At 69.5% G+C, this 14195-nt stretch carries 14 protein-coding genes; 3 read left to right on the plus strand and 11 right to left on the minus strand.

What is annotated here, in order from left to right; translation table 11 throughout:
• Positions 1-3: 3 nt before the first annotated feature.
• The 7 genes from secF to AB3M90_RS06080 all read right to left on the minus strand — a co-directional run bounded on the left by secF (position 4) and on the right by AB3M90_RS06080 (position 6342).
• Entirely contained in the window at positions 4-993 is a 990-nt protein-coding gene (gene secF, locus AB3M90_RS06050; RefSeq protein ID WP_412950626.1) for a protein translocase subunit SecF, read from the minus strand.
• A complete protein-coding gene (secD, locus tag AB3M90_RS06055; RefSeq protein ID WP_412950628.1) occupies positions 993-2759 on the minus strand; it encodes a protein translocase subunit SecD in 1767 nt (588 codons plus the stop codon). Before secD ends, secF begins: the two co-directional genes overlap by 1 nt.
• A 55-nt stretch (positions 2760-2814) precedes the next feature.
• Positions 2815-3231 (minus strand): preprotein translocase subunit YajC, encoded by a 417-nt coding sequence (locus AB3M90_RS06060; protein WP_412950630.1) that lies wholly within the window; start codon positions 3229-3231, stop codon positions 2815-2817.
• Positions 3232-3304: 73 nt separating this feature from the next.
• Positions 3305-4330, minus strand: coding sequence for a Holliday junction branch migration DNA helicase RuvB (gene ruvB / locus AB3M90_RS06065; RefSeq protein ID WP_412950632.1), 1026 nt, complete (start codon positions 4328-4330; stop codon positions 3305-3307).
• Positions 4323-4943 carry a Holliday junction branch migration protein RuvA gene (ruvA, locus tag AB3M90_RS06070; RefSeq protein WP_412950633.1) on the minus strand — a complete coding sequence of 207 codons (621 nt, stop codon included), beginning with the start codon at positions 4941-4943 and terminating at the stop codon, positions 4323-4325. The genes ruvB and ruvA overlap by 8 nt, the downstream gene beginning before the upstream one ends.
• Positions 4944-4952: 9 nt before the next feature.
• Positions 4953-5534, minus strand: a complete 582-nt coding sequence (gene ruvC, locus AB3M90_RS06075; protein ID WP_412950635.1) for a crossover junction endodeoxyribonuclease RuvC — start codon at positions 5532-5534, stop codon at positions 4953-4955.
• A gap of 46 nt (positions 5535-5580) precedes the next feature.
• Positions 5581-6342, minus strand: coding sequence for a YebC/PmpR family DNA-binding transcriptional regulator (locus AB3M90_RS06080; protein ID WP_412950637.1), 762 nt, complete (start codon positions 6340-6342; stop codon positions 5581-5583).
• Positions 6343-6476: 134 nt separating this feature from the next.
• Between AB3M90_RS06080 and AB3M90_RS06085 the strand changes: the two genes are divergently transcribed.
• Positions 6477-7856, plus strand: a complete 1380-nt coding sequence (locus tag AB3M90_RS06085; RefSeq protein WP_412950639.1) for a pyridoxal phosphate-dependent decarboxylase family protein — start codon at positions 6477-6479, stop codon at positions 7854-7856.
• Here the strand turns inward: AB3M90_RS06085 and pdxT are convergent.
• Together pdxT and pdxS are read right to left on the minus strand one after the other, a co-directional pair.
• Positions 7853-8461 (minus strand): pyridoxal 5'-phosphate synthase glutaminase subunit PdxT, encoded by a 609-nt coding sequence (gene pdxT, locus AB3M90_RS06090; RefSeq protein ID WP_412950641.1) that lies wholly within the window; start codon positions 8459-8461, stop codon positions 7853-7855. The genes AB3M90_RS06085 and pdxT overlap by 4 nt on opposite strands.
• Complete coding sequence (pdxS, locus tag AB3M90_RS06095) at positions 8451-9344, minus strand: pyridoxal 5'-phosphate synthase lyase subunit PdxS (protein ID WP_412950642.1); 894 nt, start codon at positions 9342-9344, stop codon at positions 8451-8453. Before pdxS ends, pdxT begins: the two co-directional genes overlap by 11 nt.
• A 104-nt stretch (positions 9345-9448) precedes the next feature.
• On the opposite strand from pdxS, the gene AB3M90_RS06100 reads away from it, so the two are divergent.
• Positions 9449-10753, plus strand: coding sequence for an aminotransferase class I/II-fold pyridoxal phosphate-dependent enzyme (locus AB3M90_RS06100; protein ID WP_412950643.1), 1305 nt, complete (start codon positions 9449-9451; stop codon positions 10751-10753).
• 46 nt (positions 10754-10799) lie between these two features.
• Entirely contained in the window at positions 10800-11651 is an 852-nt protein-coding gene (gene pdxY / locus AB3M90_RS06105; RefSeq protein WP_412950645.1) for a pyridoxal kinase PdxY, read from the plus strand.
• A gap of 6 nt (positions 11652-11657) precedes the next feature.
• On the opposite strand, the gene AB3M90_RS06110 is transcribed toward pdxY, so the two are convergent.
• Together AB3M90_RS06110 and thrS are read right to left on the minus strand one after the other, a co-directional pair.
• Positions 11658-12200, minus strand: a complete 543-nt coding sequence (locus AB3M90_RS06110) for an HIT family protein (protein WP_412950647.1) — start codon at positions 12198-12200, stop codon at positions 11658-11660.
• A 22-nt stretch (positions 12201-12222) separates the two neighbouring features.
• Positions 12223-14169, minus strand: a complete 1947-nt coding sequence (gene thrS / locus AB3M90_RS06115; RefSeq protein ID WP_412951233.1) for a threonine--tRNA ligase — start codon at positions 14167-14169, stop codon at positions 12223-12225.
• Positions 14170-14195 lie beyond the last annotated feature (26 nt).

The following is a 14195-nucleotide window of genomic DNA, read 5'->3' on the forward strand; positions in this document are numbered from 1 at the left end:
CGGTCAGGCCTCGACCGACGCCTTGCTGCGGGCCTCGCGGATGCGCGCGTCGCGCTCCTTGATCCGCGGCTCGTTCTCGCGGAACAGCGAGTACAGCGGCGCCGCGACGAACAACGTCGAGTACGTCGCCACCAGGATGCCGACGAAGATCGACAGCGAGATGTCGGTGAGCGACTCCGCGCCGAGCCAGAACGCGCCGATGAAGAGCACGGCGCCGACCGGGAGCGCGGCGACGACCGACGTGTTGATCGAGCGCACGAGCGTCTGGTTGACGGCGAGGTTCACCGACTCGCCGAACAGACGGGCCGACTTCTCGCCGTCCTCGGTCGTGTTCTCACGGATCTTGTCGAACACGACCGTGGTGTCGTACAGCGAGTACGCGAGGATCGTCAGGAAGCCGATCACGGCGGCCGGCGAGATCTCGAAACCGGCCAGGGCGTAGACGCCGACCGTGATCACGAGCACGTCGAGCAGGCCCAGGATGGCCGCTGCCGACATCTTCCAGGTGCGGAAGTAGATCGCGAGGATGAGGAAGGTCAGGGCGAGGAAGATGGCGAGACCCCACAGCGACTGCTTCGTGACGTTCTCACCCCACGCCGGTCCGATGAACGACGACGTGACGCTGTCGGCGTCGACCTCGTAGGCCGAGGCCAGGGCGGCGGCCACCTGCTGAGTCTCGTCGGCGCTCATCTGGTCGGTCTGCACGCGGATGTCGGTGTCGTTGACGACGACCACCTTCGTCGCGGCACCCGGGACGACGGATCGGACGGCGTCGCTCGCCGTGCTCTGATCGCGGCTGTCGGGCGCCTGCACGGTGAACTGCGAACCGCCGGTGAACTCGATCGAGAACTGGATCGGCCGGATCAGCGGCACGAGCGCCGAGCCGACGACCAGCACGATCGCGATGATGAACCAGAGCCGTCGCCTGCCGACGAACGGGAAGGAGGTCTTCCCCGTGTACAGGTTGTTGCCGAATTCGTTCATGGAAGGCATCAGGCGTCTCCCTCCCTGGTGTCGCTGGTGGGACTGTCTGCTCTCGACGGCTTCTCGGCGGCGAGGGCCTCGGCGCGCTTGCGCTCGGCGATCGTCTGCCGTCGTTCTGCCTCGCCGCGCGACCGGGCGTTCCTCGCCCCTCGTCCCGCCGTCGAGGTGGCGACCTCGCGGAACTGGGAACGGCTGCGGTAGACGGCACCGAGCGATTCGGGATCGAGACCCGAGAGCCGGTGTCCGCCGCCGAAGAACCGGGTGCGGGCGAGGAGCTGCATGACGGGGTGCGTGAAGATCACGAAGATGAACACGTCGATGAGGGTGGTGAGCCCCAGCGTGAAGGCGAAGCCCTTCACCGTCGAGTCGGCGAGGATATAAAGCACGACGGCGGCGAGGATGTTGATCGACTTCGAGATGTAGATCGTGCGCTTCGCGCGGCCCCAGCCGTCTTCGACAGCCGACGTGATCGACTTGCCGTCGCGCAGCTCGTCGCGGATGCGCTCGAAGTAGACGATGAACGAGTCGGCCGTGAATCCGATCGAGACGATCAGACCCGCGACGCCGGCGAGCGAGAGCCGGAACCCGATCCGCCAGGCGAGGATGCAGATGATGATGTACGTCAGCACGGCCATCACCGCGATCGACGCGATGATCACCGACCCGAGTGCCCGATACACGATGAGCGAGTAGATCGCGACCAGCGCGAGGCCGATGAGACCCGCGATCAGGCCGATCTGCAGCTGCTGCGTGCCAAGGGTCGCCGAGATCGTGTCGGAGCTCTGCACGGTGAAGCTGAGCGGCAGCGCTCCGAACTTCAGCTGGTCGGCCAGCGTCGTGGCGCTCTCCTGCGTGAAGCTGCCCGAGATGCTGGGGCGCCCGTCGAGGATCACGCCGTTCATCCTCGGTGCGCTGATCACGCGGCCGTCGAGCACGAACGCGAACTGGTCGCGCGGCGACAGGCCGTCGATGCGGTTCTGGTTCAGACGGGTGCTGACCTTGCCGAAGGCGTTGCCGCCGGCGCTGTTCATCGTCAGCTGGACGAGCCATGCGCCGGTCTTGGGGTCGCGGCCCGACGTCGCGTCGGTGATCGCCGTGCCGTCGAGCTCGGCCGGCCCGAGGAGGAACTTGGCCGTGCCGGTCTCATCGCATGCGATGAGCGGCTCGTCCTTGGGAGCGCGGGCCGGGTCGTTGTCGGGGTCGGCGCAGTCGTACGCCTGGAACTCCGCCGCGAGCTTGTCGGTCACCCACGACAGATCGCTCGCATCGGTCGGCTCGGCCGTCGGCGTCGCGTTCAACGAGGGATCGGGCGACGGATACGGCGTGGAGTTGCCGTCGTCGCCGATGAACTCCGTGCTCGCGGCCGTCGTGTAGAGCACCGGACGGAACTCGAGCTGGGCGCTGGACTGGATGCGCTCTCGCGTCTGCTCGTCGGCCACGCCCGGGATCTGGACGACGATGTTCTGGCCGCCCTCGGTGGTGATGTCGGCCTCAGCCACGCCCGACGCGTCGACGCGCTGGCGGATGATGGCCGCGGCCTGGTCGAGCTGCTCCGCCGTCGGCGCAGCGCCGTCTTCGGTCTCGGCGCTCAGGACGATCTGGGTGCCGCCCTGCAGGTCGAGGGCCAGCTCGGGCGACCAGGAGCTCGCCGCTCCCCCGTCGCCGTCCTTGAAGACGTAGACGCCCAGCGAGTTGATGCCGAAGAGGACGCCCGTCACGAGGAGCAGGCCGAGGAGGACCCGCCAGGCGTGACGGACCGGAGAGGATGAAGCCACGTGTGTTCAGCTTTCTGAGATGCCGGCGCTGCGAGAGGCCGCGCGGGCGGCGGTCTTACTTGTCGTCGGCGTCGCGCTCGAGACGAGCGCGCGTCTCCTCGGTGGTCTCGACCGCCGGGACGTCGGTCTTCTCCACCACGTCATCGACGACCACGTCGTCCTCGACCACGGCGACGGGCTCCTCCACGACGACGTCCTTCGGCTCGACGATGCGGAGGATCGCCTGGCTGTGCACCTCGATCACCGTGCCGGGAGCGATCTCGACGAGCGCGGGGGCGTCGAGGTCTTCCGGGTCGTAGGCGACGATCGTGCCGTAGATGCCGCCCTGGAGCAGCACCTTGACGCCGGGAACGGTCTTCGACGCCTTCTCCTCCTGCTCGGCCTTCATCTGCTTCGTGCGCTTGCGCGTGTTGAAGATCATGAAGACCAGGAGGACGGCGAGGAGGCCGAAGAGGACAAATTCCATGGGCATGGGGAAGCGCCTTTCTCAGGTGCACGCACCAGCCTTTGGGCGCACAGAGGTGTATCCGGGAAGTCTTCAGCGATTATAGGTCATCGAGCCGCAGCGTCCCGTCCGGATGCGGCATACCGAGATGCGCGTAGGCCTCGGGCATCGCGACCCGGCCGCGAGGGGTGCGGCCGAGGAATCCGATGCGCACGAGATACGGCTCCACGACGCTTTCGACCGTCTCGGCCTCCTCTCCCACCGCCACCGCGAGGGTGCCGAGGCCCACCGGTCCGCCGCGGAAGCGTCGGACGAGCGCGTCGAGGACCGCGCGGTCGAGCCGATCGAGCCCGATCGCGTCGACGTCGTACAGGTCGAGCGCCGCGCGCACGTCGTCGATCGTCGCCGCCCCGCCGCCGTGCACCAGCGCGTAGTCGCGTACTCGGCGGAGCAGCCGGTTGGCGATCCGCGGCGTTCCGCGCGACCGTCGGGCGATCTCGGCGAGCGAGTCCCGGGGCAGCTCGACGCCCAGCACCGTCGCCGACCGCCCGATGACCTGCTCGAGCTCCGATTCGTCGTAGAACTCGAGATGACCGGTGAAGCCGAACCGGTCACGCAGCGGGTTGGGCAGCAGCCCGGAGCGCGTGGTGGCGCCCACGAGGGTGAACGGCGCGAGTTCGAGCGGGATGCTGGTCGCACCGGCGCCCTTGCCGACCATGATGTCGATGCGGTAGTCCTCCATCGCGAGGTACAGCATCTCCTCGGCCGAGCGAGCCATGCGATGGATCTCGTCGATGAAGAGGACCTCGCCCGGCACCAGACTCGACAGCAGCGCGGCGAGATCGCCGGCGTGCTGGATGGCCGGACCGCTCGACAGCCGCAGCGGACGGTCGCTCTCATGGGCGACGATCATCGCCAGCGTGGTCTTGCCGAGCCCGGGAGGGCCCGCGAGGAGGATGTGATCGGCCGGCCTGCTCTGGATGCGCGCGGCGTCGAGGAGCAGCTGCAGCTGGCCTCGGACCTTCTGCTGTCCGACGAACTCGCCCAGGCTCGCCGGACGCAGCGCGCCCTCGATCGCCAGCTCGGTCTCGTCGGCCGGCTCGGCGGCATCGCGCGCGTCAGCCACGCGACGGACCCCCCTGCGCTGGACCGAGCAGAGCCAGGGTGCGACGCAGCAGCAGCGCCACCGATGCGCTCTCCGTCTCGGTGGCCTCTTCGGCCGTCTGTGCCGCCGCCTCGGTGGCCACCTTCTCCGACCATCCCAGACCCACCAGTGCCGCGGCGACCTGCGACACGATGTCGCCGGCCGCCGATGACGTCGGCATCCGGCTCGTGGCGGACGGATGCACCTTCCCGGCGAGCTGCACGACGATGAGCTTGGCCGTCTTGGGGCCGATGCCCGACACACGCCGGAACGGCGCATCGTCCTCGGCGGTCACGGCATCCGCGATCTGATCGACGGTCAGGTGCGACAGCACCCCGAGTGCGGACTTCGGCCCGACTCCGGTGACGCTGATGAGCAGGCCGAAGATCTCGAGCTCGGCCCGATCCGCGAAGCCGTACAGGGTGAGAGCGTCCTCCCGGACGATGAGACTGGTGTGCAGACGCAGCTGCTCGCCCACCGTCGCGGTGTGAGCCACATCGACGGGGACGAACACGGAGAATCCGACCCCGCCCACCTCGACGACCACCTGGTCGGACGCCGCGTGCAGGACGACGCCGTGCAGAGAGGAGATCATCCCCCCACCCTACGGGGCTGCTCGTAGGTATGTTCGAGCGACACGCTCGGCATCCGCCCACGCCCGCTGCGCGGGGGTCTGCGCGTCGCGCGAGCCGGGGGCGGCGGCGCCTCGACGCCAGGCGTGGCACAGGGCGATGGCGAGGGCGTCGGCGGCGTCGGCGGGCTGCGGGGGTGCGTCGAGACGGAGGATGCGCGCGATCATCGCCTGCACCTGGCGCTTGTCGGCCGAGCCGTAGCCGGTCACGGCCGCCTTCACCTCGCTCGGCGTGTGGGTGGCCGCCGGCAGGCCCGCCTCCGACGCGATCAACAGCGCGACACCGCTCGCCTGGGCGGTGCCCATCACGGTGTGCGTGTTCTGCTGGGCGAAGACGCGCTCGACGGCCACGGCGTCCGGACGATGCTCCGCGATCGCCTCCCGGATGCCCGCCGCGACGACGGCGAGCCGGTCGCCGATCTCAGCGTCGGGCGCCGAGCGGATCACGCCGACGTGCACGAGGGTGCCGCGACGCGCACGGTCGACATCGACGATGCCCACGCCGCACCGGGTGAGGCCGGGGTCGATACCGAGCACGCGCAGGGAGGAGGTCACCCCTCGAGGCTATGCCGAGCGATCGCCGTCGTCGGTGAGGCTCGCCTCAGGCGTCGTCGTTCTCGAGCTCGGCCTGCACCTCGGCCGACAGGTCGAAGTTCGTGAAGACGTTCTGCACGTCCTCGCTGTCTTCGAGAGCGTCGATGAGGCGGAAGATCTTGCGCGCCGTGTCGGCGTCGATCTCGACCTTGAGGTTGGGCACGAACTCCACGTCGGCCGATTCGTAGTCGATGCCGGCATCCTGCAGCGCCGTGCGCACCGCCACCAGATCGGTGGCCTCGGTGATGATCTCGAAGCCCTCGGCGTGCGGCTCGATCTCCTCGGCCCCGGCCTCGAGCGCCGCCATCATCACATCGTCTTCGGTGGTGCCCTCCGACCCGACGACGATGACGCCCTTGCGGCTGAAGTTGTAGGCGACGCTTCCCGGGTCAGCGAGCGTGCCGCCGTTGCGGCTGAGCGCGGTGCGCACCTCGGCCGCCGCACGGTTCTTGTTGTCGGTCAGACACTCGATCATGAGCGCCACGCCGTTGGGGCCGTAGCCCTCGTACATGATCGAGGTGTACTCGACGGCCTCGCCGCCGATGCCGGCGCCACGCTTGACGGCGCGGTCGATGTTGTCTTTCGGGACCGACGTCTTCTTGGCCTTCTGCACCGCATCGAACAGCGTCGGGTTGCCCGCGAGATCGGCGCCGCCGAGCTTGGCCGCAACCTCGATGTTCTTGATGAGCTTGGCCCAGGACTTCGCGCGACGCGCGTCGATGACGGCCTTCTTGTGCTTCGTGGTCGCCCACTTGGAATGCCCGGACATAGGTCTCCGCTCGTCGAATCCGCCCCGGAGCTCGCGCCCAGGGCATCGTCCAGTCTATCGAACGGGCATCGCGGCCGCGGCACGCCGCCGCACCGCCCCTGGTGCGGCGGGCACGAGAGGTGTAGGCCTGAGCCATGGACGACAGCGGACACGACGACACGTTCCGCGCCCTCGACGCGGCCCATCGCGCCGCGGCGGCGTTCCTCGACACGGTCGACGAGCGCCCCGTCTGGCCGCGCGCGACGCTCGACGACATGCTCGAGGCCTTCGGCGGGCCGTTGCCGCCGGACGGCGCCGATCCGGCGACCGTGGTCGAGGAGATGGCGGAGCGGGCCGACCCCGGGCTCGTCGCCATCCCCGGCGGACGCTTCTTCGGATTCGTGATCGGAGCCACGCATCCCGCCGCTCTCGCCGCCGACTGGCTGGTCTCGGCGTGGGACCAGAACTCGGGATCGGCGACGCTGACGCCGGCGACCGTCGCGCTGGAGCGCGTGGCGGGTCGCTGGATGCTGGAGCTGCTGGGGCTGCCGGCGACGTCGAGCGTGGGGTTCGTCACCGGCGGTCAGCTCGCGAACTTCACGTGTCTCGCCACCGCGCGCCACGCCGTGCTCGCCCGCGCCGGATGGGACCTCGCCGAGAGCGGACTCCGCGGCGCTCCCCCGCTGCGCTTCGTCGTCGGCGCCGACCGGCACGGGTCGGTCGACCGTGCCACACGATTCCTCGGCATGGGTCGCTCAGAGCTGACGATCGTCGAATCCGACGATCAGGGGCGGATGCGGCCGGACGCCCTCGACGCCGCCCTCGCCGACGGGGACGGTCCGCTGATCGTGTGTCTGCAGGCGGGCGAGGTGCACACCGGCGCGTTCGACGACTTCGCCGCCCTGATCCCCCTCGCGAAGCGCCATGGCGCATGGGTGCACGTCGACGGCGCGTTCGGGCTGTGGGCGGCGGCATCCGACTCGTTGCGTCCGCTCACGAGCGGGATGGCGGATGCCGACTCATGGGCGACCGACGCCCACAAGACGCTGAACGTGCCGTACGACTGCGGCATGGCGATCGTTCGCGATCCGGCCGACTCGATCGCCGCCTTCCGCACCGGCGGCGACTATCTCATCTACTCCGGACTCGACCCGTGGGACGTGACGCCCGAGCTGTCGCGACGCGCCCGGGGCGTGCCCGCGTGGGCGGCCCTGCGCAGCCTCGGCCGCTCGGGCATCGCTGCGCTCGTCGACCGGCTGCACCGCAACGCGGTGGAGATGGCATCGGGCCTGCGGTCGCTCGACGGGATCGAGGTGCTGAACTCCGTCGACTACACCCAGGTGATGTTCGGCGCACGGACCGATGCCGCGACCCGCGCCCTGGGCGCCGCGATCCTCGCCGACGGCACCGCGGCGGTGACCGGAGCGGAATGGCGGGGTCGCGCGGTGCTGCGATGCTCGATGTCGTCCTGGGCGACGACACCGGACGACATCGCGAGGTCGGTCGCAGCTGTCGGTGCGCTCCTGGCGACCTAGGCGGGAACGGCGGCGAAGGAGCGCACGCGCTCGAGGAAGCGGCGGTGGAACCGCGTCTCGCCGGTGATCTCGGGGTGAAAGCTCAATCCGAGCAGCGCGCCCTGCTCGACGGCCACGACCCGTCCGTCGGAGAGGGCGGCGAGCGGTGCAGCCTCGGGACCCACCGATTCGACCACCGGTCCGCGGATGAACGCCGCTCGCACCGGCGCATCTCCCAGCTCGGGCACGACCAGCTCCGACTCGAAGGACTCGACCTGGCGCCCGAACGCGTTGCGCCGCACGACGGCGTCGAGCCCGCCGAAGGACTGCTGCCCCTCGATCGCGTCGACGACCGTGTCGGCCAGCATGATGAGTCCCGCGCACGTGCCGAGCATCGGCATCCCCATCCGGATGGCGCGGCGGATCGGCTCCTGCATCCCGAAGGTGCGAGACAGCTTGTCGATGACGGTGGACTCGCCCCCGGGGATCACGAGCCCGTCGACCGCGGCGAGTTCGGCCGGGCGACGCACCGGCGTGACATCGGCGCCGAGCCCCGCGAGCAGGGCGGCGTGCTCGCGCACGTCGCCCTGCAGGGCGAGCACGCCGACCGACGGATTACCAGCCACGCTCGGCGAGGCGGTGCGGGGCGGGGAGGTCCGACACGTTGATGCCGACCATCGCCTCACCCAGCCCGCGCGAGACCTCGGCGATGACCTTCGCGTCGTCGTAGAACGTCGTCGCCTTGACGATGGCCTTGGCGCGCTCGGCGGGGTTGCCCGACTTGAAGATGCCCGAGCCGACGAACACGCCGTCGGCGCCCAGCTGCATCATCATCGCCGCGTCGGCGGGCGTCGCCACGCCACCGGCGACGAAGAGGACCACCGGGAGCTTCCCCGTCTCGGCGATCTCGGCGACCAGCTCGTACGGGGCCTGCAGCTCCTTCGCCGCGACGAACAGCTCGTCCTTCGGAAGCGCCGTGAGGGCCGCGATCTCGCCGCGGATCTTCCGGATGTGCTTCATGGCCTCGGAGACGTCGCCGGTACCGGCCTCGCCCTTGGAGCGGATCATCGCCGCACCCTCGTTGATCCGGCGCAGGGCCTCTCCCAGGTTGGTGGCACCGCAGACGAACGGCACGGTGAAGCCGAACTTGTCGATGTGGTTCACGTAGTCGGCCGGAGAGAGCACCTCGGACTCGTCGATGTAGTCGACGCCGAGCTCCTGCAGCACCTGCGCCTCGACGAAGTGACCGATGCGGGCCTTCGCCATCACCGGGATCGAGACCGCATCGATGATGCTGTCGATCATGTCGGGATCGCTCATCCGCGACACGCCGCCCTGCGCGCGGATGTCGGCCGGGACCCGTTCCAGTGCCATGACGGCGACGGCACCGGCATCCTCGGCGATCTTCGCCTGCTCGGAGGTGACGACGTCCATGATGACGCCGCCCTTGAGCATCTCCGCGAGCCCGCGCTTGACGCGGGAGGAACCGGTGGTGGTCTGGTCTGCCATGGGTGCTCCTGTCGAAGGCGCCACAAACGGTGGCACAGAGTACGGATTGATCTAGGCCAAACATAGCACTGTCCGATTCGACCTAGAATCGAGGCAGGGACCCCATGAGCGACGACATCACAGGAACGACCGCGGCCGACATCGCCGACAGCGTCCGCAGCCTCCGCGACCGCGGGGTCCTCCGAGCGGGGAATCCCCTGCCGCCCGTGCGCGAGCTCGCTGCCCGGCTCGGCGTCAACCGCAACACCGCCGTCGCCGCGTACCGGCAGCTCGCCCAGGCGGGCCTGGTCGTCTCGCGCGGTCGCGCCGGCACCGTGGTGGCCGGCATCGAGGCCGTCGCGCAGGAGGGCTACGCCGCCGACACCGTCCTCCGCGACATCGGCACCGGCAACCCCGACCCCCGGCGCATCCCCGACCCGTCGCGCGCTCTGGTGAACATCGCCGGCCGCCCCGTGCTCTACGGCGAGCCCGTGATCGACCGCGACCTCGACGACTGGGCGCGCGCCTGGGTCGCAGCGGACCTCGCCGCCGACTTCCGCATCACGATCACGAGCGGAGCGGTCGACGCCGTCGAACGGCTGCTCGCCCAGGCCCTGATGCGCGACGACGCCGTCGCTCTCGAGGACCCGTGCTTCCTCGCCAGCATCCACACCGTGCGGCTCGGCGGGTATCGCGCCGTCGCCGTGCCGGTCGACGACGAGGGCATGACGGTCGACGGACTCCGCGCCGCCCTCGACGCGGGCGTGCGGGCGGTGATCTGCACGCCGCGTGCGCAGAACCCCACCGGCGCGAGCCTGTCACCCGAGCGCGCCGCCGCGCTGCGCGCCGTGCTGGCCGATCATCCCTACGTGCTGATCATCGAGGACGACCACTTCTCGATGCTGTCGCAGCGGCGCTACGAGACGCTCATCGGCCCGGATCACCGCCGCTTCGCCCTCGTGCGCTCGGTGTCGAAGTTCCTCGGCCCCGACATGTGCCTCGCGGTCGCGGCCACCGATCCCGAGACGGCCGAGCGGCTCGCGATGCGGCTCAGTCCCGGCACGACCTGGGTCAGCCACCTGCTGCAGCGGCTCGCCCTGACCCAGCTCACCGACGACGCCGTGACCGCAGAGGTCGCTGCGGCCGCCACGCACTACGCCGAGCGGAACGCGGCGTTCGCGGAGCGCCTGCGCGCACGCGGCATCGACGCACCGGCATCCGACGGCCTGAGCCTGTGGATCGAACTCCCGCGTTCGGCGCGCACGGTCGCCGAGCGGCTCATGCGCCGGGGCTGGCTCGCCCGCACCGGCGACGAGTTCGCACTCGACGACCGAGCCGAGCCGTCGCGTCACCTGCGGCTCACCGTGCACGACCTGGACGACGAGGATGCTGCGACGCTCGTCGACGACATCGTCTCCGCCGTCCGCTGACCACCCGCCGCGGGCATCCGCTCGCCTTGAATGAAAGGATCGGAGAATGAGGATCCTCTCCATCCAGTCGGCCGTCGCCTACGGCCACGTCGGGAACTCGGCCGCGGTGTTCCCCCTGCAGCGCATCGGCGTGGAGGTGCTGCCGGTCTACACCGTCACGTTCTCCAACCACACCGGGTACGGCGCCTGGCGCGGCCCGCTGATCGACCCCGCCGACGTGCGCGAGGTCATCACCGGCATCGAGGAGCGCGGCGCCTTCGAGCGCATCGACGCGGTCCTCAGCGGGTATCAGGGCGGCGAAGGCATCGGCGACGTCATCATCGACGCCGTGGCGCGTGTGAAGGCGGCGAACCCGAAGGCCGTCTACGCGTGCGATCCCGTCATGGGGAACGCGAAGTCCGGATGCTTCGTCGCGCCGGCGATCCCGATCCTGCTGCGCGAGCGCGTGGTGCCGGTGGCCGACATCATCACGCCGAACCAGTTCGAGCTGGGCTTCCTCACCGGAACCGAGCCCGACACGCTCGAGTCGACCCTCGCATCCGTCGACCTGGCGCGCGCGCTGGGGCCGAGCACGGTGCTGGTGACCAGCGTCGAGCGGCCCGATCGCGAGGAGGGGACGATCGAGATGCTGGCCGTCGACGACGCCGGCGCCTGGATCGTGCAGACCCCGCACCTGCCGATGAAGGCGAACGGCTCCGGCGACGTCACCGCGGCCCTGTTCACAGCGCACTACGTCGAGACGGGCAGCGCGCGCACCGCGCTCGAGCGCACGGCCTCGAGCGTGTTCGACCTGCTGAAGACGACGCTCGACTCCGGTGAGCGCGAACTGCAGCTCGTCGAGGCGCAGGAGTTCTACGCTCATCCGCGCCTGCAGTTCACGGCCCGCCAGGTGCGCTGAATCCGCTCAGCGGCCGGGATGCGGCCAGGCGTTCGCGACGGCCTCGCGCACCTCTCCCAGGAGCTGCGGCAGCGCCTTCGTCTTCGCGATGATCGGGAAGAAGTTGGCGTCGGTCGCCCAACGCGGAACGACGTGCTGATGCAGGTGCTCGGCCACGCCCGCGCCCGCGACGGCACCCTGATTCATGCCGAGGTTGAACCCGTCGCACCGTGACACCTCGCGCAGCACCCGCATCGCCGTCTGCGTGAGGGAGCCGATCTCGGCGACCTCCGCCGCTGTCGCCTGATCGTAGGTGGCGATGTGCCGGTAGGGGCACACCAGGAGGTGACCGGAGTTGTAGGGGAAGAGGTTGAGCAATACGTACGCGGTCTCACCGCGCGCCACGATGAGTCGATCGGCGTCGGCATGCTTGGGCGCCTCGCAGAACGGGCACTCCTCGCGGAGCGGCTCCGGGCCGGCCTGGATGTAGGCCATCCGGTGCGGGGTCCACAGGCGCTGGAACTCGTCGGGGACTCCGGCCAGGAGACCGCCGTCTTCGATCTCGGTCACCGGACGTTCTCCCCGTGCACGGTCACGAGAGATCCCCCGCCGTCTGCACCAGCGCGTGCGAGTCGATCGCGCTGCGGATCCGGGCGACCGCGTCGGCGATCGGCACCCCGTTCTCCTGCGAGCCGTCGCGGTAGCGGAACGAGACGGTTCCGGCATCCCGGTCGGTCTCCCCCGCGATCAGCAGCAGCGGCACCTTGCCGGTCGTGTGGGTGCGGATCTTCTTCTGCATCCGGTCGTCGGACGTGTCGAGCTCGGCCCGCACCCCCGCATCGCGCAGCGTGCGGATCACGTCGCCGAGATAGTCGGCGTAGTCCTCGGCCACGGGGATGCCCACCACCTGGACGGGAGAGAGCCACACCGGGAAGTCGCCGGCATAGTGCTCGAGCAGGATCGCGAAGAAGCGCTCGATCGAGCCGAACAGCGCCCGGTGGATCATGATCGGGCGCTTCTTCTGCCCGTCCTTGTCCATGAACTCGAGATCGAAGCGCTCGGGCAGGTTCGGGTCGACCTGAACGGTCGACAGCTGCCACGTGCGTCCGATCGCGTCGCGCGTCTTGAGGTCGATCTTCGGACCGTAGAACGCCGCCTCCCCGGGAACCTCGGTGAGTTTGAGGCCGGATGCCACGGCGACACGGCGCAGCGCCTCGGTCGACGTCTCCCAGAACTCGTCGGAGCCGATCCACTTCGCCTTCTCGTCGTCCTTCATCGAGAGTTCGAGCTCGAAGTCGGTGAGGCCGAAATCGCGCAGCATCGACAGGATGAAGTCGAGCACCTTCGCGACCTCGCCCTCGAGCTGGTCGGGCGTGACGAACAGGTGCGAGTCGTCCTGCGTGAAGCCGCGCACGCGCGTGAGACCGTGCAGCGCGCCCGAGAGCTCGTTGCGGTAGACCGTGCCGTTCTCCGCGAAGCGCAGGGGGAGATCACGGTAACTGCGCGCACGCTCCTTGTAGATGAGGATGTGCATCGGGCAGTTCATGGGCTTCAGGTAGTAGTCCTGGCCCTGCTTCGTGATCTCGCCGTTCTCGTCGCGCTCCTCGTCCATCACGATCGGCGGGAACATGCCCTCTTTGTAGGTGACGAGGTGGTTCGAGGTGAGGAAGAGGTCTTCCTTTGAGATGTGCGGGGTGTACACGTAGGTGTAGCCGCCCTCGATGTGGCGCTTGCGGGCGTGCTGCTCCATCTCGCCGCGGATCATGCCGCCGCGGGGATGCCAGACCGACAGGCCCGAGCCGATCTCGTCGGGGAACGAGAAGAGGTCGAGCTCCTTGCCGAGACGGCGGTGGTCGCGCTTGGCGGCCTCCTCGAGCCGGTGCTGGTAGGCGCGCAGCTCGTCCTTCGTCGGCCACGCCGTGCCGTAGATGCGCTGCAGCTGCGGGTTCGTCTCGCTGCCTCGCCAGTACGCGGCGGCGATGCGGGTGAGATCCCAGCCGTTGCCGATCATGCGGGTGTTCGGCAGATGGGGGCCGCGGCAGAGGTCCTTCCAGACGACCTCGCCGTCGCGGGTCGTGTTGTCGTAGATCGTGAGCTCGCCCTCGCCGACCTCGACGGATGCCCCCTCGACCTTGCCCACCTGGGTCCCTGAGCTCGTCGAAGGGCCCTTGAGGCCGATCAGCTCGAGCTTGAAAGGCTCGTCGGCGAGCTCGGCGCGCGCCTCATCGTCGGTGACGACACGGCGGACGAACCGCTGGCCCTCGCGGACGATCCGCTGCATCTCCTTCGTGATGGCCTTGAGGTCATCGGGGGTGAACGGCGTCTCGACACCGAAGTCGTAGTAGAACCCGTCGGTGATGGGCGGGCCGATGCCGAGATTCGCCTGCGGGTTGATGCGCTGCACCGCCTGGGCGAGGACGTGCGCGGTCGAGTGCCGCAGGATTGCAAGCCCGTCCGCGCTGTCGATCGTGACCGGCTCCACCTCGTCGGACTCGGTCACGACCGTGGCGAGATCCTTGAGGTCGCCGTTGACGCGCATCGCGACGACGTTTCGGTCAGAGAACA

The organism is Microbacterium martis (assembly GCF_047246685.1).
Taxonomy (GTDB): domain Bacteria; phylum Actinomycetota; class Actinomycetes; order Actinomycetales; family Microbacteriaceae; genus Microbacterium.